Source organism: Kitasatospora sp. NPDC056800, assembly GCF_042789775.1.
GTDB lineage: Bacteria > Actinomycetota > Actinomycetes > Streptomycetales > Streptomycetaceae > Kitasatospora.
In genome coordinates this window covers 1-19,212 of the sequence record NZ_JBHUAL010000127.1, presented here as the reverse complement: position 1 = coordinate 19,212, position 19,212 = coordinate 1, and the positions used below count along the sequence as shown (strand labels likewise).

13 protein-coding genes are annotated in these 19,212 nt (G+C 72.7%); 8 read left to right on the top strand and 5 right to left on the bottom strand.

The window, feature by feature from the left end; genetic code table 11:
- Positions 1-12: 12 nt before the first annotated feature.
- Positions 13-1,464, bottom strand: a complete 1,452-nt coding sequence (locus ACFRQN_RS25315) for an aminopeptidase P family protein (RefSeq protein WP_375876049.1) — start codon at positions 1,462-1,464, stop codon at positions 13-15.
- A 162-nt stretch (positions 1,465-1,626) separates the two neighbouring features.
- Between ACFRQN_RS25315 and ACFRQN_RS25310 the strand changes: the two genes are divergently transcribed.
- From ACFRQN_RS25310 to ACFRQN_RS25290, 5 genes are read left to right on the top strand one after another with little or no spacing between them, the layout of a single operon-like run.
- Positions 1,627-3,375: an ABC transporter substrate-binding protein gene (locus tag ACFRQN_RS25310; RefSeq protein WP_049651592.1), complete on the top strand. Its 1,749-nt coding sequence runs from the start codon at positions 1,627-1,629 to the stop codon at positions 3,373-3,375.
- Between the two features lie 13 nt (positions 3,376-3,388).
- Positions 3,389-4,351, top strand: a complete 963-nt coding sequence (locus tag ACFRQN_RS25305; RefSeq protein WP_380742329.1) for an ABC transporter permease — start codon at positions 3,389-3,391, stop codon at positions 4,349-4,351.
- Positions 4,348-5,334: an ABC transporter permease gene (locus ACFRQN_RS25300; RefSeq protein ID WP_049651590.1), complete on the top strand. Its 987-nt coding sequence runs from the start codon at positions 4,348-4,350 to the stop codon at positions 5,332-5,334. The genes ACFRQN_RS25305 and ACFRQN_RS25300 overlap by 4 nt, the downstream gene beginning before the upstream one ends.
- Positions 5,334-6,332, top strand: coding sequence for an ABC transporter ATP-binding protein (locus tag ACFRQN_RS25295; protein WP_049651589.1), 999 nt, complete (start codon positions 5,334-5,336; stop codon positions 6,330-6,332). The genes ACFRQN_RS25300 and ACFRQN_RS25295 overlap by 1 nt, the downstream gene beginning before the upstream one ends.
- On the top strand, positions 6,332-7,333 hold the full coding sequence (locus ACFRQN_RS25290) for an ABC transporter ATP-binding protein (protein ID WP_049651588.1): 1,002 nt from the start codon (positions 6,332-6,334) through the stop codon (positions 7,331-7,333). The genes ACFRQN_RS25295 and ACFRQN_RS25290 overlap by 1 nt, the downstream gene beginning before the upstream one ends.
- A 132-nt stretch (positions 7,334-7,465) precedes the next feature.
- On the opposite strand, the gene soxR is transcribed toward ACFRQN_RS25290, so the two are convergent.
- Entirely contained in the window at positions 7,466-7,939 is a 474-nt protein-coding gene (gene soxR, locus ACFRQN_RS25285) for a redox-sensitive transcriptional activator SoxR (RefSeq protein ID WP_049651587.1), read from the bottom strand.
- A gap of 65 nt (positions 7,940-8,004) precedes the next feature.
- Between soxR and ACFRQN_RS25280 the strand changes: the two genes are divergently transcribed.
- A complete protein-coding gene (locus ACFRQN_RS25280; RefSeq protein WP_380742326.1) occupies positions 8,005-9,462 on the top strand; it encodes an MFS transporter in 1,458 nt (485 codons plus the stop codon).
- 85 nt (positions 9,463-9,547) lie between these two features.
- Here the strand turns inward: ACFRQN_RS25280 and ACFRQN_RS25275 are convergent, their stop codons facing one another.
- Positions 9,548-11,914 (bottom strand): immune inhibitor A domain-containing protein, encoded by a 2,367-nt coding sequence (locus tag ACFRQN_RS25275; RefSeq protein ID WP_380742324.1) that lies wholly within the window; start codon positions 11,912-11,914, stop codon positions 9,548-9,550.
- Between the two features lie 182 nt (positions 11,915-12,096).
- Positions 12,097-14,163, bottom strand: coding sequence for a prolyl oligopeptidase family serine peptidase (locus ACFRQN_RS25270; protein ID WP_380742322.1), 2,067 nt, complete (start codon positions 14,161-14,163; stop codon positions 12,097-12,099).
- Between the two features lie 92 nt (positions 14,164-14,255).
- On the opposite strand from ACFRQN_RS25270, the gene ACFRQN_RS25265 reads away from it, so the two are divergent.
- Complete coding sequence (locus ACFRQN_RS25265) at positions 14,256-15,428, top strand: aminotransferase class V-fold PLP-dependent enzyme (RefSeq protein ID WP_380742320.1); 1,173 nt, start codon at positions 14,256-14,258, stop codon at positions 15,426-15,428.
- 81 nt (positions 15,429-15,509) lie between these two features.
- Here ACFRQN_RS25265 and ACFRQN_RS25260 read toward each other — a convergent pair whose 3' ends face one another.
- A complete protein-coding gene (locus ACFRQN_RS25260; protein WP_117487195.1) occupies positions 15,510-15,884 on the bottom strand; it encodes a hypothetical protein in 375 nt (124 codons plus the stop codon).
- A gap of 268 nt (positions 15,885-16,152) precedes the next feature.
- Between ACFRQN_RS25260 and ACFRQN_RS25255 the strand changes: the two genes are divergently transcribed.
- Entirely contained in the window at positions 16,153-19,008 is a 2,856-nt protein-coding gene (locus tag ACFRQN_RS25255) for an RNA helicase (protein ID WP_049651584.1), read from the top strand.
- Positions 19,009-19,212 lie beyond the last annotated feature (204 nt).

Here is a 19,212-nt window from a genome sequence, read left to right as displayed (position 1 = left end):
CTGGCGGCCTCCTCAGGACAGCAGGGTCGCCATCCAGGACTCGACGTCGGTGGCGGTCCTCGGGAGGGCGCCGGACATCAGGTGGGCGCCGTCGGGGGTGATGACGAGGTCGTCCTCGATGCGGATGCCGAGGCCGCGGAGTTCGGCGGGGAGGGTTTCGTCGTCGGGCTGGAGGTAGAGGCCGGGTTCGACGGTGAGGACCATGCCTTCCTCCAGGGTGGCGTCGAGGTAGCGGTCGGCGCGGGACTTGGCGCAGTCGTGGTAGTCGAGGCCGAGCATGTGGCCGCTGCCGCAGAGGGTGTAGCGGCGGTAGAGGCCGTTGTCCTCGGCGAGGGCCTCTTCGGCGGAGACGGGCAGGACGCCCCAGTCGGCGAGGCCTTCGGCGATGACCCGCATGGCGGCGCGGTGGAAGTCGCGGAACCGCGCGCCGGGGCGGAGGGTGGCGATGCCGGCGCTCTGGGCGGCGAGGACGAGGTCGTAGGCCTGGCGCTGGATCGGGGTGAAGGTGCCGCTGAGCGGCAGGGTGCGGGTGATGTCGGCGGCGTAGAGGGTGTCGGTCTCGACGCCGGCGTCCAGCAGGAGGAGGGAGTTCGGGTCGAGGGCGCCGTCGTTGCGGATCCAGTGCAGGACGCAGGCGTGGGCGCCGGAGGCGGCGATGGTGGTGTAGGAGGTGCCGTTGCCCTCGGCGCGGGCGCGCAGGTCGAAGACGCCCTCGATCCAGCGTTCGCCGCGGTGGTGGCGCAGTGCGGTGGGCAGGGCGCGGACGACGTCCTCGAAGCCGGTGGTGGTGTGGTCGACGGCCAGTTGCAGCTGTCCGATCTCCCATTCGTCCTTGACCAGGCGCAACTCGGAGAGGACGGCGGCGAGTTCGCCGTCCCGCCGGCCGTCGGCGGGCCGTCCGGTGGCCTCGTCGACGAGCGGGTCGGTGCCGGCCAGGACCCGGGTGGGGGGCTGGGGGCCGGTGAGCAGTTTGCCGAGGTCGTCGAGGTGTTCGGTGCGTACGCCGGTGAGTCGGGCGGCCTCGGCGAGGTCGGGCCGGGAGCCGACCCAGAACTCGCCGTAGCGGCGGTCGCGGTAGAACTCGCCGCCGTCGCGCGGTGAGCGCGGGCGCAGGTAGAGGACGGGTTCGTGGCCTTCGGGGCCGGCCGGTTCGAGGACGAGGACGTGGTCGGCCTGGTCCTCGCCGGTGAGGCCGGTGAGCCAGACGTACGCGCTGTGCGGGCGGAAGCGGTAGTCGAGGTCGTTGCAGCGGACCTTGAGCCGGCCGGCCGGGACGATCAGCCGTTCGCCGGGGAAGGCGGCGGAGAGCCGGGCGCGGCGGCCGGGGAAGCGGTCGTGGCCGGGGACGCGCCGGTCGGCGGGGAGCGGGGTGGCGGCCCAGCTGGTGGCCATGAAGGAGGCGAGGGCGGGGGAGACCGGGAGGTCGTGGCTCCCGGTGTTGAGGCCGGTCGGGGGAAGGGTCACCGGTGAACTCCTTGGCGGGGCGGGGGAGATGCTGGCACGGACACAGCTCGGTAACGGGAGCCGTCACCTCTTGTGCAGTGCAATTTCACATTACTATGTTACGGGTCACACAGCGCAGCGGCCAGATCCGGCGGATCGGGCCCCCCACAGCGGAGTTGCAACATGACCAGGCGCACCCACGCCGCCCTCGCGGCGGCCCTCGCGGCGACCCTCACCCTCGGCCTCGGGGCCTGCTCCAACGACAAGAGTGACGGCGGCAGCGACGCCGCCCCCTCCGACGGCAAGGGCCCGGGCGCCGCGTCCGGCTCGGTCATCGGCGGCACCCCTGCCAAGGGCGGCACCCTCACCGTCCTGACCAACCAGGACTTCGCCCACCTCGACCCGGCCCGCAGCTGGGTGGTGCCGCACATGGACTTCGGCACCCGGCTGATCTACCGCACCCTGACCACCTTCAAGGCCGAGCCGGGCGCGGCGGGCAGCGAGATCGTCCCGGACCTCGCCACCGACCTCGGCAAGTCCTCCGACGGCGGCAAGGTGTGGACCTTCACCCTCAAGGACGGCCTCAAGTACGAGGACGGCTCGCCGATCAAGGCCGCCGACATCAAGTACAACGTCGAGCGGTCCTTCTCCCCGGACCTCACCGGCGGCCCCGACTACGCGATCCAGTACCTGGCCGGCGGCGAGAACTACAAGGGTCCGCTGAACGGCGAGCACCTGGCGAGCATCGAGACCCCGGACGACAAGACGATCGTCTTCCACCTGAAGCGCCCGGTCGCCGAGTTCTCCTCCACCGTCTCGCTGCCGACCTTCTCCCCGGTGCCGCAGTCCCAGGAGAAGGGCACCCAGTACGACGCCCGGCCGTTCTCCTCCGGCCCGTACAAGATCGAGACCTACGACCGCGGCAAGCAGCTGGTGCTGGTCCGCAACACCAACTGGGACCCGGCCACCGACACCGTCCGCAAGGCCTACCCGGACAAGGTCGTGGTCACCGAGGGCATCAAGGGCGGCCAGGCCGACGACCGGATCATCGCCAGCGACGGCGCCGACGCCAACGCGATCAACATGCCGTGGATGGCGCACGAGACCGTCGCCAAGGTGCTGCCCAAGCCGGACGTCAAGTCCCGCATGGCCGCCGAGGTCACCGGCTGTACCGACATGCTGTACATGAACACCTCCAAGGCCCCCTTCGACGACCCGAAGGTGCGCGAGGCGATGATGTGGGCGGTCGACCGCGAGGGGCAGGTGACGGCCTTCGGCGGCCCGGCGATGGCCGACGTGGCGACCTCCTACCTGCCGCCCTCGCTGACCGGCGGCGTCAAGTCCGACCCGCTGAAGGTCCCGGCGGCCGGCGACCCGGAGAAGGCCAAGAAGCTGCTCCAGGAGGCGGGCAAGAGCGACCTCAAGGTCTCGCTCACCGTCTCGCTCGGCGACAAGAGCCGTGCCGAGGCGATCCAGCAGTCGCTGTCCAAGGCCGGCGTCCAGGTCACCATCAACACCACCGACCCGTCCGCCTTCCAGGACACCGTCGGCGACATCAAGAACGCCCCCGACCTGACCATCAGCGGCTGGTGCCCCGACTACCCCTCCGGTGCGACCTTCCTGCCGTTCCAGTTCGACGGCCGCACCATCAAGGAGAAGGGCAACCAGGGCAACCTGAGCCAGTTCAAGGACCAGGCCACGATGGACCGGATGGACCAGATCGCGGCCATGACGGACGTCAACGAGGCCAACAAGGCCTGGCAGCAGCTGGACCAGGACCTGGCGAAGAAGGCCCCGGCCGTCCCGCTGATCTGGCAGCGCCGCCCTCTGCTGGTCGGCACCAACGTGGCCGGCGCCTTCGGCAACCAGGGCTACGCCGGGATGCTCGACCTGGGTGCCATCGGCCTCAAGGACCCCGCCAAGGGCAAGTGAGGGGCCGGCAGCGATGAGTACCACCACTGAGCCCGCCGCCGTGGCCGACGCCACGGCGGGGGGCGCCAAGAAGAGTGCCGGGCGCGGGCCCTGGCGGCTGGTCTGGGACCAGCTGTGGGCCAAGGGCTCGGCCCGGTTCGGGCTGATCACCGTCGGCGTGCTGATCCTGATCACCGCGCTGGCCGGACCGCTCAGCGCCCTCGGCGGCTGGACCCCGGAGGAGTTCGACAAGCGCGCCGTCGACCCGTACCTGGGCGGCGTGCCCCGGGGCGACTTCGGCGGCATCAGCGCCCGGCACTGGCTGGGCGTCGAGCCGGGCAGCGGCCGCGACCTGTTCGCCCGGGTGCTGCACGGCGGTCAGGTGTCCCTGCTGATCGCGTTCACCGCGACCGCCGTGGTCGTGATCGCCGGCACCCTGGCCGGCATCGCGGCGGGCTACTTCGGCGGGCGCGTCGACACCCTGCTGTCCCGGCTGATGGACCTCACGATGTCCTTCCCCTCGCTGATCTTCATGATCGCGATGATGTCGGTGGCCAAGGACGTCAACCGGATCCTGCTGATCACCCTGGTGATCGGGCTGTTCACCTGGCCCGGCATCGCCCGGGTGGTGCGCGGCCAGACCCTCTCGCTCAAGCACCGCGAGTACGTCGAGGCCGCCAAGGTCGGCGGGGCGCGCTCCTGGCGCATCCTCACCCGCGAGATCCTGCCGAACGTCTCCGGCCCGATCATCGCCTACACCACCCTGCTCGTCCCCGGCATGATCGCCACCGAGGCCGCGCTCAGCTACCTCGGCGTGGGCGTCCGCCCGCCGACCGCGTCCTGGGGCCAGATGATCGCCGAGAGCATCGTGCACTACGAGACCGACCCGACCTACTTCCTGATCCCGACCGCCTTCCTGTTCGTCGCCGTGCTCGCCTTCACCCTGCTCGGCGACGCGCTGCGTGACATCCTCGACCCCCGGGGAGGCCGGTCGTGATCCTCTACCTCGGCCGCCGGCTGCTCGGCGTGGCGGGCATCCTGCTCGCCATCTGCGCCATCACCTTCACCATCTTCTACCTGCTGCCCAACGACCCGGCAGCGGCCGCCTGCGGCAAGACCTGCAGCCCCGAGCGGCTCGCCGACGTCAAGTCGGCGATGGGCCTGGACAAGCCGGTCTGGGACCAGTTCCTCGCCTACCTCGGCGGCATCTTCGCCGGCCGCGACTACGGCTCCGGCCCCAGCGCGGTGCACTGCGGCTTCCCCTGCCTCGGCTACTCCTACGAGTACGGGCTGCCGGTCTGGGACCTGCTCACCGACCGGCTGCCGGTCTCCATCTCGCTGGCCCTCGGCGCGGCCGTGCTCTGGCTGGTCCTCGGCCTCGGCGCGGGCGTCACCTCGGCGCTGCGCAAGGGCAGGCCGATCGACAAGACCCTGATGGTGCTGTCCGTCGGCACCGCCTCGCTGCCGGTCTACTTCACCTCGATCATGCTGATCTGGGGCCTGGTCAGGACGGCCGGCGTGCTGCCCTACCCCTCGTACCACAAGTTCACCGAGAACCCCTTCGAATGGGGCTCCAACCTGCTGCTGCCGTGGATCGCGCTGGCCCTGCTGTACGCGGCCATGTACGCCCGGCAGAGCCGCAACTCGATGATCGAGGCGATGGCCGAGCCGTACATCCGCACCGCCCGGGCCAAGGGCCTGCCGCCGCGGACGGTCACCGTCAAGCACGGGCTGCGCTCCGGGATGACGCCGATCCTGACCATCTTCGGCATGGACCTCGGCGGCCTGCTGGCCGGCGCGGTCATCACCGAGTCGATCTTCGGTCTGCCCGGCGTCGGCCGGCTGTTCTACGACGGGCTGGCCCGTTCCGACCAGCCCGTGATCCTCGGCGTCACCCTGCTCGCGGCCTTCTTCATCGTCGCGGCGAACCTGCTGGTCGACCTGCTCTACGCGTTCGTCGACCCGAGAGTGAGGTACTGATGACCAGGCTGTTGGAGGTCGAGGACCTCAAGGTCGCCTTCGACACCCCGCGCGGCACCGTCCGCGCGGTCGACGGGATCTCCTTCGCCGTCGAGGCCGGTCGCACCCTCGGGCTGGTCGGCGAGTCGGGCAGCGGGAAGTCCGTCACCTCGCTCGCCGTCATGGGCCTGCACCGCGGCGCCGCCGTCACCGGCTCGATCCGGCTGAACGGGCAGGAGCTGAACGGGCTCGGGGAGCGGGAGCTGGGCACCGTCCGGGGCCGCCGGATCGCGATGATCTTCCAGGACCCGCTGTCCAGCCTGCACCCCTTCTACACCGTCGGGGAGCAGATCGCCGAGCACTACCGGGTGCACTTCAAGGCCAACCGCAAGGCCGGGCGGGCCAAGGCGGTGGAGATGCTGGCCGAGGTCGGCATCCCGGAGCCGGCCCGCCGGGTCGACGAGTACCCGCACCAGTTCTCCGGCGGCATGCGCCAGCGCGTCATGATCGCCATGGCGCTCGCCTGCGAGCCCGAGCTGCTGATCGCCGACGAGCCCACCACGGCGCTCGACGTCACCGTCCAGGCGCAGATCCTCGACCTGATCGCCCGGATCCAGCAGGAGCGCGGCCTCGGCGTCGTGATGATCACCCACGACCTCGGCGTGGTCGCCCGGGTCGCCCACGAGGTGCTGGTCATGTACGGCGGCCGGGCCGCCGAACAGGCCCCGGTGGACCGGCTGTTCGCGCAGCCCGCGCACCCGTACACGCGCGGCCTGCTGGACTCGCTGCCGCGCCTGGACGACACCGACGACGCCCCGCTGCGGGCCATCCCCGGCAGCCCGCCGTCGCTGATCGCCCCCGCCCCCGGCTGCTCCTTCGCCCCGCGCTGCGCCCGCACCACCGCGGCGTCCGCCGAGGAGCACTCCCGCTGCCTGGCCGAGCGCCCCGTGCTCGACCGGCTCGCCCCCGGCCACCAGGCCGCCTGCCACCTGCCGCTGGTGCCGGAAGGGGTGCTGTGATGACCACACCGTCGACGAAGGACGCGGCCGGACCGCTGCTGTCCGTACGGGACCTGGTGAAGACCTTCCCCGGCCGGCGGAGCCGCACCGGGCGCCCCGGTGCGCCGGTCCGGGCGGTGGACGGGGTGAGCTTCGACGTCGGGGCGGGCGAGACGCTCGGCCTGGTCGGCGAGTCCGGCTGCGGCAAGTCCACCACCGGGCGGATGATCGTCCGGCTGCTCGACCCGACCTCGGGCACCGTCACCTTCGACGGCACCGAGATCGGCGGGCTCTCCCAGGCCCGGCTGCGGCCGCACCGGCGCGACCTCCAGATGGTCTTCCAGGACCCGTACTCTTCGCTCAACCCCCGGCAGACGGTGGCCCGGATCATCTCCGAGCCGCTGCTCGTCCAGGGCGAGAGCGCGGCGGCCGCGCGCAAGCGGGCCGCCGAGCTGATGGAGCTGGTCGGGCTGATCCCCGAGCACCTGGACCGCTACCCGCACGAGTTCTCCGGCGGCCAGGCCCAGCGCATCGGCATCGCCCGCTCGCTGGCCACCTCGCCGCGGCTGGTGATCGCCGACGAGCCGGTCTCCGCGCTGGACGTCTCCATCCAGGCCCAGGTGGTCAACCTGATGGAGCGGCTCCAGCAGGAGCTCGGGCTGGCGTACGTGTTCATCGCGCACGACCTCTCGGTGGTCAAGCGGGTCTGCGACCGGGTCGCGGTGATGTACCTGGGCCGGATCGTGGAGATCGGCGACAAGGCCGAGGTGTACGGCAGCCCCGCGCACCCGTACACCAGGGCGCTGCTGTCCGCCGTCCCGCTGCCCGACCCGGAGGCGGAGCGCACCCGGGAGCGGATCGTGCTGCTCGGCGACCCGCCGAGCCCGGCCGACCCGCCGCCCGGCTGCACCTTCCACCCGCGCTGCCCGAAGGCCCAGGACCTGTGCCGGACCGAGCGGCCGCTGCTGCGGATCGCCGGGCCCGGCGAGCGGCAGGCGGCCTGCCACTTCCCGGAGGTCTGAGCCGCACAAGCCCCCGGTCGGACGCGGCGGGGAACCCTGCGAGGGCCGCGTCCGGCCGGGTTCCAACCCCTTCCCCGCCCACGCGTCGACGGCGTCCCACGCGTCGGCGGCGCCTCACTCATCGACGGCGTCTCACTCCTCGACGGGCAGCAGGCCCTCCTCCGGCAGCAGCCGGCGGGGGCCCGGCCCCTCGGCGGCCAGCTCGTCCCCCGGGTTGAGCACCCGGCAGCGGCGCAGCGACACGCAGCCGCAGCCGATGCAGCCGGTCAGCTCGTCCTCCAGCCGCTCCAGCTCGGCCCGGCGGGCGCGCAGCTGCTCGGCCCAGCGCCGGGAGATGCGCTCCCAGTCGTGCTTGCCGGGCATCCGGTCCTCGGGCAGGCCGGTGAAGACCTCGGCGACCTCGGAGAGCGGGATGCCGAGCCGCTTGGCGACCAGGATGAGCGAGATCCGGCGCAGCACGTGCCGCCGGTAGCGCCGCTGGTTGCCGGCCGTGCGCTCGGAGGAGATCAGCCCCTGGTCCTCGTAGAAGCGCACCGCCGAGGTGGCGATCCCGGCCCGCCGGGCCACCTCCCCGACGCTCAGCAGGTCGACCGGCGCGGTGGTCATGGCGACTCCTCGGTTCCTTCGGCTTCCTTGACTTCAAGTTCCCTTGAAGTCCTAGCGTACCGGACGTGACCGAATCATCTGCCGTAGTGACCGACACCTCCCCTGCTGAGCAGGGCAGTTACGCACCGGAGTCGCAGTCCGCCGGGGCCGCCGCCGGGTGGCGCGAACTCTTCTCCCGCCGGTACGCCGCCCCCGCCTCGATCCTGGCCGGCGGCGTCGCGCTGTACGCGATGAACCTCTACTTCACCGCCGCGCTGATGCCCTCGATCGTCGCCGACATCGGCGGCGAGCGGTACTACGCGTGGGTGGCCACCGGCTTCCTGATGGCCGCCGTGATCGCCTCGATGCTGGTCAGCCGGCTGCTGGAGCGCCTCGGCGCCGCCCGGGCCTACGTCCTGGGCTTCCTGGTCTTCGGCGCCGGCGCCGTGGTCAACGCGCTCAGCCCGTCGATGGCGGCGCTGATCCTCGGCCGGGTGGTGCAGGGCCTCGGCGGCGGGCTGGTGGCCGGGCTCGGCTACGCGGTGATCCGTAGCGCCCTGCCCGAGCGGCTGTGGACCCGCGCGGCCGGACTGGTCTCCGCGATGTGGGGCGTCGGCACCCTGGTCGGGCCGTCGCTGGGCGGGCTCTTCGCCCAGCTCGGCGCCTGGCGCGGGGCGTACGTCCTGCTGCTGGCCGCCGCGCTGGTGCTGGCGGTGCTGGCCCGCCGGGTGCTGCCCGGGCGCTCCGGTACGGGTCGGGGCGGCGGCCCGGTGCCGCTGCCCTCGCTGCTGCTGCTCACCCTGGCGGCGGCCGTCTTCAGCGTCAGCTCGACCGTGCCGTCCGGTTGGCCGACGGCGCTCTGCCTGCTCGCCGGACTGGCGCTGCTGGTGGGCTTCGCGGCGGTCGAGCGGCGCTCGGCGGCGACGGTGCTGCCGCGGCAGACCTACCGGCCCGGCAACCCCCTGAAGTGGCTCTACCTGACCGTCGCGGTGCTCTGCGCGGGCGTGGTGACGGAGAACTTCATCCCGCTGTTCGGCCAGCAGCTGGGCGGCCTCGGCCCGCTGGTGGCCGGCTTCCTCGGCGCCGCCACCTCGGCCGGCTGGACCGCCGCCCAGCTGTTCAGCGTCGGCATCGAGTCGGCCCGCGGCCGGGCCCTGGCGATCCGGGTCGCCCCGTTGGTGCTGGTCGGCGGCCTGCTGGCGTACGGGCTGTCGCAGACCGGGCACGCCTCCGGGCTCCGGGTGCTGCTCTGGGCGGTGGCGCTGTTCGCCGCCGGCACCGGGATAGGCCTGGCCTTCCCGCACCTGAGCGTGGCCGCGATGCGCAGCAGCAGCGACCCGGCCGAGGGCGGAAAGGCGGCCGCGGCGATCAACACCACCCAGCTGATCGCCTTCTCGGTGACCTCGGCGCTGGCCGGCACCCTGGTCAACCTGGGCGGGGACAGCCCGGTCGACTCGGCCCGGTACATGACCTTCGGGATCGCCGCGATCACCGTCCTGGGGGTGGTCACCGCCGCGCGCACCGCGCGCAGCCTGGGGCGCTGACCCCGGGTGCCCGGCCGGCCTCGGGCGCATGAGCAGGCCCCGGATCCCTCTTCGTCGGGGGGATCCGGGGCCCTTCACGTACCGGTCAGGAGGCCGGGCCCACCCGGACGGTGGTGATCCTGCCGCCCTGGGACTCCCGGACGACCTCGATCTTCGTGTTGGTGTCCGGGACCTTCACCGTCAGCTGCGGCGTGGCCGGGTCGCCGTACACCCCGGTGCGGTCGTTGAAGACCGGGACGGCCGGCTTCGACGGGATGCGCACCGCCACGCCGCCCTTGTGCAGGGTGAACGCCGTGGTCGGCTTGAGCGAGAAGGTCGCGTCGTAGGTCTGCGCCCGCCCGTTGACCAGCGTCCCGTCGGCGAAGCGGATCGGCGCCGGACGGGCGTCGATCGGCAGGATCAGCCCGCCGCCGGGGTGGTCCTTGGTGTTGTTGTCACCGTACGAGGTGTCCCACAGCCAGATCAGGACGCCCTCCTGGTACGGGTAGTTGTCCACCACGTTGGCCTTGCCCGCGACGCCGCTGTAGCCGAAGTTGTACGGGCCGGTCTTCAGGAACTCGCCGTAGCCGGTGTAGCGGCGGTTCTCGGCGAGGTACGCGCGCGGGTGCTGCTTGACGGCGGTGCGGCCGTCGATGACCGTGAAGCCGCCGGCCGTCCAGCCGTTCGCGCCGTTCTCGGCGCCGTCGGCGAACAGCACGGCGGCGCCGGCGGTGGCCTTGACGGCGTCCACCAGCACGCCCCGGCCGTGGGTGTTGCCGTCCGAGGTGACGTGGAAGCGCAGCCGGACCTGCTGGCCGAGGTAGCCGTCCAGCGGGATGTGCAGCTGCTTGTAGCTGCCGGAACTGCCGCTCAGGCCGGGGGTGTTGGCGCTGGTGTTGCCGATCGGGGCGCCGTCCACGGTGCCGCCGAGGGAGGTCCAGTGCTTGCCCTGGTCGGTGGAGGCCTCGACGGTCAGGAAGTCGTAGTCCTGCTCGGTGTCGTACCAGACCGCCGCGTCCAGGGCGGCCGGGCCGGCGGCGGTGCGCAGGTCGACGTCCCGGGCCAGGGAGTTGTCGAGGTTGTCGCCGGTGTCGCTCCACCACTGCCGGCCGCCCTCGTACGGGTCGGCGAGGTCGGTGCGGGTGGTGCCGTCCGGCAGGTGGACCAGGACGGCCTGGGCCTGGTCGGTGTTGTAGCTGCTCACCCCGAGCGCGTGGGTGGAGCGGGTGGCGGCCTGCGCCTCGTCGTAGTCGAGCCAGCCGAACTGCAGCTTGCTCCAGGCGTCGAGGTCACCGGGGTAGCCGCCGGTGGTGTTCGGACCCTTGCCCAGGTAGGAGCCGGAGGACATCAGCGACCAGAAGTTGACGCTGTTGTCACCGCCGTTGGTGGGGTACAGGTCGGGCAGGCCGAGGTTGTGGCCGAACTCGTGGGCGAACAGGCCGACGCCGCTGTTCTCGCCCGCCTGGACGTAGTCGTAGACGTACAGGCCGGTGTCGCCGACGGGGGCGCCGCCGATCTTGTTGCCCTCCGGGCCGGTCTGCCCGGTCGCGTCCGGGAAGGTCCAACTGCGGTGCGCCCACAGCGCGTCGGCGCCCTGGGCGCCGCCGCCCCAGGTCTCGTCCACGCCCGCGTGCACCACGACGACGTTGTCCAGGTAGCCGTCCGGCTGGGCGAACTCGCCGTTCTTGTCGTGGTCGTAGCGGTCGTAGACGTCGTACTGGGCGAGCTGCGCCTTGATGTCGGCGGCGGAGCGGCCCTTGGCGACCTCGCCGTCGTACCAGGCCTTCACGGCGTCCCGGATGAACTCCTGGCCCTGGGTCCAGGCGCCGGAGCCCTGCGGGCCCTTGTTGCTGCCGTAGCGGGCCTCGTTGTACGGGACGGTGACCCAGTCGCTGACGGTGCCCTCGACGTCGTACCGGCCGGAGGACTGGGTGCGGTAGTAGTTGCGCATCGACACCGCGCCGGGCGTGTCGTCGAAGAACATCTTCTGGTAGTAGCCGCGGTCGAAGTCCTGTGACCACAGGGTGTGGTTGTCGTCCTTGCCCGGCTTGGGGATCTGGTTGTGGGCCGGGCCGGGGGTGCCGCCGTAGCGGGGCTGGCCGTTCCACTGGGTGGTGTTGTCGACCTGGTCGCCGAACTGGGCGAGGATCACGAAGACCTTGTCCGTGCGCTGGTGCGCGAGCTGGACGTAGTCGTTGCCGACCTTCACCTTCGCCGGGGCCCGCTTGCCGGCGGCCTTGGCGACGGTGCCCTTGTTGAGCTGCTCCAGGGCCTTGCCGCGCAGCGCCTGGCGCTCGCGCTCCTGGGGGGCGAGCGGGGCCGGCGGGGCCTCGGCGCCCTGTTGGGCGTCGGCGGACGCGGCGGCGAGGGCGATGGGGGTCGGGGGTGCGGCCTGGGCGGGGGTGCCCAGCAGGGTGGCCGCTATCGCACTCGTGGTGAGTGCGGCGGCGAGGGCCGCGGACAGTCTGCGCAACTGACCGGTCCTTTCCGGGGGATGGGGGTGCCTCGGTCATCGGTAGGTGAAGCGCAGGTAATATTTCACATGTCACGGGTTACGTGAAAGAGGTGTGCGGCAAGCGGAAGGGCGCCGCACCCGGGGGTGCGACGCCCTTCGACTGCCGGGCCGTCACCCGGCGGCCCCGACGCTGCTGCGGATCAGCCCAAGGAGGCCCGCAGGAAGGCGAGTTCGGCCTGGGCCAGCTGCTCCAGCAGCCCGCCCGGGGTCATGTGGGTGGCGCCGGGCAGCGGCAGCACGTTGTGCGGGCGGCCGGCCCGGGTGAGCGCCTGGGAGAGCAGCAGGGTGTGCGAGGGGTGGACGTTGTCGTCGGCCAGCCCGTGGATCAGCAGCAGCGGCCTGCTCAGGCCGGGCGCGTCGGGGAGCAGGCAGTCGTCGGCGTAGCCCTCCGGGTTCTCCTGCGGCAGGCCGAGGTAGCGCTCGGTGTACGCGGTGTCGTAGAGCCGGAAGTCGGTGGGCGGGGCGCCCGCGCAGGCGGCGTGGAAGACGTCCGGGCGGCGCAGCACGGCGAGCGCCGCGAAGTAGCCGCCGTACGACCAGCCGCGCACGCCGACCCGGCCGAGGTCGAGGTCCGGGTGCCGCTCGGCGAGCGCGTGCAGCGCGTCGACCTGGTCGTCCAGCGCCACCTGGGACATCCGCCGGAAGATGGTGCGGGAGAAGTCCGGGGAGACGAACGGGGTGCCGCCGTTGTCGACGGTGACCACCGCGAAGCCCTGGTCGGCCCACCACTGCTTGAGCTGCCAGCGGCGCGGCTCGGCGGCCACCGCCTGGTAGCCGGGCCCGCCGTAGACGTCCAGCAGGACGGGCAGCCGGGTGCCGGGGACGTGGCCGCGCGGGTACACCACGGCGCTGGGCAGGGCGCGTTCGGTGACCCGGGCGAGCCGCGGCTCCACCCGGTGGGGCAGCGGCTCGCTGAGGTCGGTGAGCGCCAGCTCGTGGCCGTCGCGGCTGATGACGCGCCGGAAGCCGTCGGCGGTGGCCGAGGTGAGCAGCAGGGTGTCGGCGGCGGCGAGCGCCGAGTGCAGGCCGGGGCCGGAGGCGAGCGGCTCGGGTGCGCCGCCGTCCGGGTCGACCAGGTGGACGTACTGGTCGAACGGGTCGCCCTCGCCGGTCTCGCAGAGCAGCCGGCCGTGCAGCCGGCCGACGACCCGGCGGATCTGCAGGCCGGTGGTGTCCAGCGGCTTGCCGTCCAGCGCGAGGCCGCGGGCCTGCGGGGTGTCGTGGACGGTGAGCAGCCGGCCGTCGGCCAGCCGGGCGGGGGTGCCGGGCAGGTCGTCCACCCAGAACTCGTCGGTGGTGCGGGAGAGTTCGGCGGTGTCACCGGTGGCCGGGTCGGCGCTCAGCAGCAGCACGTTCTGCTGCAGGCGGTCGGCGACGGTGAGCAGCACCTCCTCGGTGGAGGCCCAGGAGGCGGCGCAGAGGTACGGGAACTCCTCGGTGTCCCAGCGCAGTCGGACCCGGGTGCCGTCGAGGCCGAGCACCCAGAGCTGGACGTCCGCGTTGGGGCCGCCGGCCTGCGGGTAGGCGAAGTCCTCGGGGGCCTCGCCGGGGTGCGCCGGGTCGGCGAAGTACCGTCGGGGGACGGCGGATTCGTCGACCCGGGCGGCCAGCAGCGCGCCGCCGTCCGGGCGCCACCAGTGGCCCCGGTGGCGGCCGAGCTCCTCGGCGGCGGCGAACTCGGCGACGCCCCAGCGGGCGCCGTCGGCGGGGGAGAGCGGTTCGAGGCCGGGGGTGACGTACAGGGCGTCCTCGGCGACGTAGGCGACGCGCTGTCCGGTGGCGTCCGGCCGGGGGTCGAACGCGGGCCCGGCGACCGGGAGTTCGTCGCTGGTGCCGGCGGTGGTGTCGGTGCGGAACAGCCGGCCGTCCAGGGTGAAGACGGCGGTGGCGAGGTCGGCGGTGGCGGCGTACGTGCCGATCCCGGCGGCGACCAGCCGGCTGCGCTCGCGCAGCCGGCGCTCGACGACGGGCAGGTCGTCGCGTCGGCCGGTGCGGCCGGGCAGCAGCGCGGCCGGGTCGGCGACCAGCCGCTCCTCGCCGGTGGCGGTGTCGAGCAGGTGGAGGCGGTCGACCGGATCCTCCGGACCGCTGGAGCGGAGGAGCAGCAGCCGGGTACCGTCCTCGGCGAAGGTGTACGCACGCGGCGCGCCGAAGGTGAACCGACCGGTACGGGCGCTGAGGGCAAGGAAGGCGTCGGTGATGGTCACGGCCCGATGGTGGTCGCGCGGTGCGTGTCCCGACCAGTAGTCTGTCATGTGAAATGTCACACACCAGTGTGCGCCAGTGAGCGGAGGAAACCGTGATCGAGGACCTGCGGACCGTCGAACCCCCGGCGCCACTGCCCGCCGCCGACGGGCTGTTCAGCGTGTCGCCGCGGACCGCGCACCTGAACCACGGCTCCTTCGGCGCCGTGCCCGTCCCCGTCCAGCGGGCGCAGGACCGGCTGCGCACCGAGCACGAGCAGGACCCGGACGGCTTCTTCGCCGACCTCCCGGCCCGGATCGCCGCCGCCCGCGCCCTGATCGCCGCCGAACTCGACGCCGACCCGGACCGGCTCGCGCTCGTCTCCAACGTCACCGAGGCGGTCGCGATCGCCCTCGACAGCATCCCGTTCGCGCCCGGCGACCGGATCCTGGTCACCGACCACGGCTACGGCGCGGTGACCCAGGCCGCCGCCCGCAAGGCCGCCGAGACCGGCGCCGAACTCGTGGTGGCCCCCGTCCCGCTGGACGCCCCCGACGAGCAGGCCGTCCGGGAGGCGGTGCTCGCCGCCGTGGACGGCCGCACCACCGTCGCCGTCCTGGACCAGCTGACCTCGCCCACCGCCCGCCTGGTCGCCGGCCCGGCCCTGCTCGCCGACCTGCGCGCCCGCGGCGTGACCACCGTGGTGGACGGCGCCCACGCCCCCGGCATGCTGCCCGCCCCGATCGACCCGAACGCCGACTTCTGGTTCGGCAACCTGCACAAGTGGGCCTTCGCCCCGCGCGCCACCGGGGTGCTCGCCGTCCGCCCCGAGTGGACCGGCCGGGTGCGCCCGCTGGCACTGTCCTGGGAGCACGACAAGGGCTTCCCGGGCAACGTCGAGTGGCGCGGCACCTGCGACTACACGCCCTGGCTGGCCGCCCCGGCCGGCTTCGAGCTGCTGCGCGGCCTCGGTCACCCGGCGGTGGCCGCCCACAACACCGCCCTCGCCGCGTACGGCCGCCATGCGCTGACCGAGCGGGCCGGCCTGGCGCCGCTGCCCGCGACGCCCGGGGTGTGGATGCGCACCGTCCGGCTGCCGGCCGGGTACGGCGAGACCGAGCCGCAGGTGAAGGCGCTGATGGCCGAGGTGTGGCACCGGTTCGGCACCCGGATCGCCGTCCGCCCCTGGGCCGGCGGCGGGGTGCTGCGGGTCAGCGCGCAGCTGTACAACCGGCCGGAGGAGTACGAGCGGCTGGCGGACGGGCTGGCGGAGCTGCTGAAGGGCTAGGCACGGCGGTCCTCCCCGGGCCGGTCCGGTCTTTCCCGGGCTTCCCCGGGTCGGTCCGGGCTCTCCTGGGTCGGCCCGGGGTCAGACCTCCAGCGCGAGTGCGATCTGGGTGAGCCGGTGGCGGGCCATCGCCAGGTTGGAGCGGCTGCGGTGGAGCGCGAGGAAGAGGAAGAGTCCGCGTGCGCCGGGCGCCGTGAGCGGCCGGATCAGGTGGTACTGGTGGGTCAGCGTGGTCAGGATGTCCTCGATCTCGACGTCGTGCAGGTTGAGCATCTCCATCGTGCGCATCTTGGCGCGGACCACGTCGGTGTTGCCCGCCGCGGCGACGTTCAGGTCCAGCTCGGCGCCGTCCCCCAGGGTGCCGAGGGCCATGCCGCTGCCGCAGTCGACCAGGGCGACGCCGATCGCGCCCTCGATCGCCATGGACTCCTTGAGGGACGTCTCCAGGTTCGCCATCGTGGCGGTCCTCCCGTGTCGTGGTGGCTGGGACGACGACGGTAGGGAGCCGTCACCGGCCTCCACCAGGAATGACCGGAGACGATCGGGTCTGACTCCGTCCCGATCACTTGAAGACATTTGCAACTATGGATCTGAGAGGGAACTGATCCCGGGAGTGTGCCGAGGGAGTGAATCCGTCGCACGGAAAAACGGTGCTATCGATGTCAGTCCACCCGGGTAACCTCTCGCTGAGATGCGAGATCACACCAATCACACCCGGACGGCGATGAACACCCCCGATCCAGAGCCCCAGGACGACCAGGAGCTCAGCCCCGCCGAGGCGTACGCGGCCAGCCGTCGCCGGGCGCAGGAGCAGGCCACCGCCCTGTACGGCTTCCAGCAGCTGTACGACTTCCCGCTGGACGACTTCCAGCTGGAGGCCTGCGAGACGCTGGAGGCCGGCTCCGGCGTCCTCGTCGCCGCCCCCACCGGCTCCGGGAAGACGATCGTCGGCGAGTTCGCCGTGCACCTGGCCCTGGCCGCGGGCCGGAAGTGCTTCTACACCACGCCGATCAAGGCGCTCTCCAACCAGAAGTACGGCGACCTGGTCAAGCGCTACGGCGCCGCCAAGGTCGGCCTGCTCACCGGCGACAACACCGTCAACGGCGACGCACCCGTGGTGGTCATGACCACCGAGGTGCTGCGCAACATGCTCTACGCGGGCTCCAGCACCCTCGACGGCCTCGGCTACGTCGTGATGGACGAGGTGCACTACCTCGCCGACCGCTTCCGCGGCGCCGTCTGGGAGGAGGTCATCATCCACCTCCCCGAGTCGGTCACCCTCGTCTCGCTCTCCGCGACCGTCTCCAACGCCGAGGAGTTCGGCGACTGGCTGGACACCGTGCGCGGCGGCACCAAGGTGATCGTCTCCGAGACCCGCCCCGTGCCGCTGTGGCAGCACGTGATGGCCGGCAACCGGATGTACGACCTGTTCGCCGACCCGGACCGGGACGGCCGCCCCAAGCACAGCCTGAAGAACCCCGGCAAGGCCGTCAACCCCGAACTGGTCCGGCTCGCCCGCTCCGAACTCGACCGCAACCCGCGCGACCGCTTCGGCCGCGGCCGGGGCCGCTCGATGCCCAACGGCCGTCCCGGCCGGGTCTGGACGCCGGGCCGGGTGGACGTCATCGACCGGCTCGACGCCGAGGGCCTGCTGCCCGCGATCACCTTCATCTTCAGCCGGGCCGGCTGCGAGGCCGCCGTCCAGCAGTGCCTCAGCTCCGGCCTGCGGCTCAACAAGGACTCCGACCGCGCCCTCGTCCGGGCGTTCGTCGAGGAGCGCTGCGCCGACATCCCCGACGAGGACCTGCACGTCCTCGGCTACTTCGAGTGGCTGGACGGGCTGGAGCGCGGCATCGCCGCCCACCACGCCGGGATGCTGCCCCGGTTCAAGGAGGTGGTCGAGGAGCTCTTCGTGAAGGGCCTGGTCAAGGCCGTCTTCGCGACCGAGACCCTGGCGCTCGGCATCAACATGCCCGCCCGCTCGGTGGTCATGGAGAAGCTGGTCAAGTGGAACGGCGAGACCCACGCCGACATCACCCCCGGCGAGTACACCCAGCTCACCGGCCGGGCCGGGCGGCGCGGCATCGACGTCGAGGGCCACGCCGTGGTGCTGTGGCAGCGCGGCCTCGACCCGGAGGCGCTGGCCGGCCTGGCCGGCACCCGCACCTACCCGCTGAAGTCCTCGTTCCGGCCCTCGTACAACATGGCCGTCAACCTGGTCTCCCAGTTCGGCCGGCACCGTTCGCGCGAGCTGCTGGAGACGTCCTTCGCCCAGTTCCAGGCGGACCGCTCGGTGGTCGGCATCGCCCGCCAGGTGCAGCGCAACGAGGAGGGGCTGGAGGGCTACCGCGAGTCGATGACCTGCCACCTCGGCGACTTCGACGCGTACATGGAGCTGCGCCGCAAGCTCAAGGACCGCGAGAACGAGATGGCCCGCGAGGGCAGCAGCCAGCGCCGCGCGGCCGCCGTCGAGTCCATCGAGCAGCTCAAGCCGGGCGACGTCATCCACGTGCCCACCGGCAAGTTCGCCGGCCTCGCCCTGGTCCTCGACCCGGGCCTGCCGCCGGTCAACCGCTCCGGCCGGGGCGGCCCGCGCCACCCCGACTACCAGGACGGCCCGCGCCCGGTGGTGCTCACCGCCGAGCGGCAGGTCAAGCGGCTCGCCATGATCGACTTCCCGCACCCGGTCGTCGCCGTCGACCGGCTGCGCATCCCCAAGTCCTTCAACCCGCGCAGCCCGCAGTCCCGGCGCGACCTCGCCTCGGCGCTGCGCACCAAGGCCGGCCACCTGGAGCCCGAGCGGTTCCGGCGCGGCCGCGCGGCCGCCGCCGACGACCCGGAGATCACCCGGCTGCGCACCGAACTGCGCCAGCACCCCTGCCACGGCTGCTCCGACCGCGAGGACCACGCCCGCTGGGCCGAGCGCTACCACCGGCTGCACCGCGACACCGAACTGCTGGAACGCCGGATGCGCTCGCGCACCCACACCATCGCCCGCACCTTCGACCGGGTCTGCGGGCTGCTCACCGACCTCGGCTACCTCAGCGGGGACACCGTCACCGACGACGGCAAGCGGCTCGGCCGGCTCTACGGCGAACTCGACCTGCTCGCCTCCGAGTGCATCCGCGAAGGCGTCTGGAGCGGCCTGGCCGCCGCCGAACTCGCCGCCTGCGCCTCGGCGCTGGTGTACGAGGCCCGCCAGGCCGACGACGCCGGCGCCCCCCGGGTGCCGGAGGGCGCGGCCAAGGAGGCGCTCGGCAAGATGGTCCGGATCTGGGGCCACCTCGACGCCCTGGAGGAGCAGCACCGGATCAACACCGCCGAGGGCGTCGGCCAGCGCGAGCCCGACCTGGGCTTCGCCTGGGTCGCCTACCGCTGGGCGCTCGGCCACAACCTCGACCAGGTCCTGCGCGACGCCGACATGCCGGCCGGCGACTTCGTCCGCTGGACCAAGCAGCTGATCGACGTCCTGGGCCAGATCCAGGACGCCGCCGGCGAGGACGTCGAACTCCGCAAGACCGCCCGCAAGGCCGTCGACGGCCTCCGCCGCGGCATCATCGCCTACTCCTCCGTCGGCTGACCGCAGCACCCCCGCAAGGGCCCGCCCGCTCACCCACCCGAGCGCGCGGGCCCTTCCGCATTCCCATCTCCCTGACGGCGAAGGTGGGGAAGCGCCAGGCCTTCGGCCACCCCCACGCTCGCGCCGCTTCGGCGCCGCCGAAGCGGCAAGGAACCTGTGAGGGGTGCGTAGGAAATCGATACGGTCGACTTCCCGTGGAGAAGA

Bases quoted from the DNA above. Each gene is read 5' to 3' on its own strand.
- ACFRQN_RS25255 (WP_049651584.1), top strand. From the start codon at position 16,153: ATGAACACCCCCGATCCAGAGCCCCAGGACGACCAGGAGCTCAGCCCC.
- ACFRQN_RS25295 (WP_049651589.1), top strand. From the start codon at position 5,334: ATGACCAGGCTGTTGGAGGTCGAGGACCTCAAGGTCGCCTTCGACACC.
- ACFRQN_RS25310 (WP_049651592.1), top strand. From the start codon at position 1,627: ATGACCAGGCGCACCCACGCCGCCCTCGCGGCGGCCCTCGCGGCGACC.
- soxR (WP_049651587.1), bottom strand. From the start codon at position 7,939: ATGACCACCGCGCCGGTCGACCTGCTGAGCGTCGGGGAGGTGGCCCGG.
- ACFRQN_RS25260 (WP_117487195.1), bottom strand. From the start codon at position 15,884: ATGGCGAACCTGGAGACGTCCCTCAAGGAGTCCATGGCGATCGAGGGC.
- ACFRQN_RS25305 (WP_380742329.1), top strand. From the start codon at position 3,389: ATGAGTACCACCACTGAGCCCGCCGCCGTGGCCGACGCCACGGCGGGG.
- ACFRQN_RS25290 (WP_049651588.1), top strand. From the start codon at position 6,332: ATGACCACACCGTCGACGAAGGACGCGGCCGGACCGCTGCTGTCCGTA.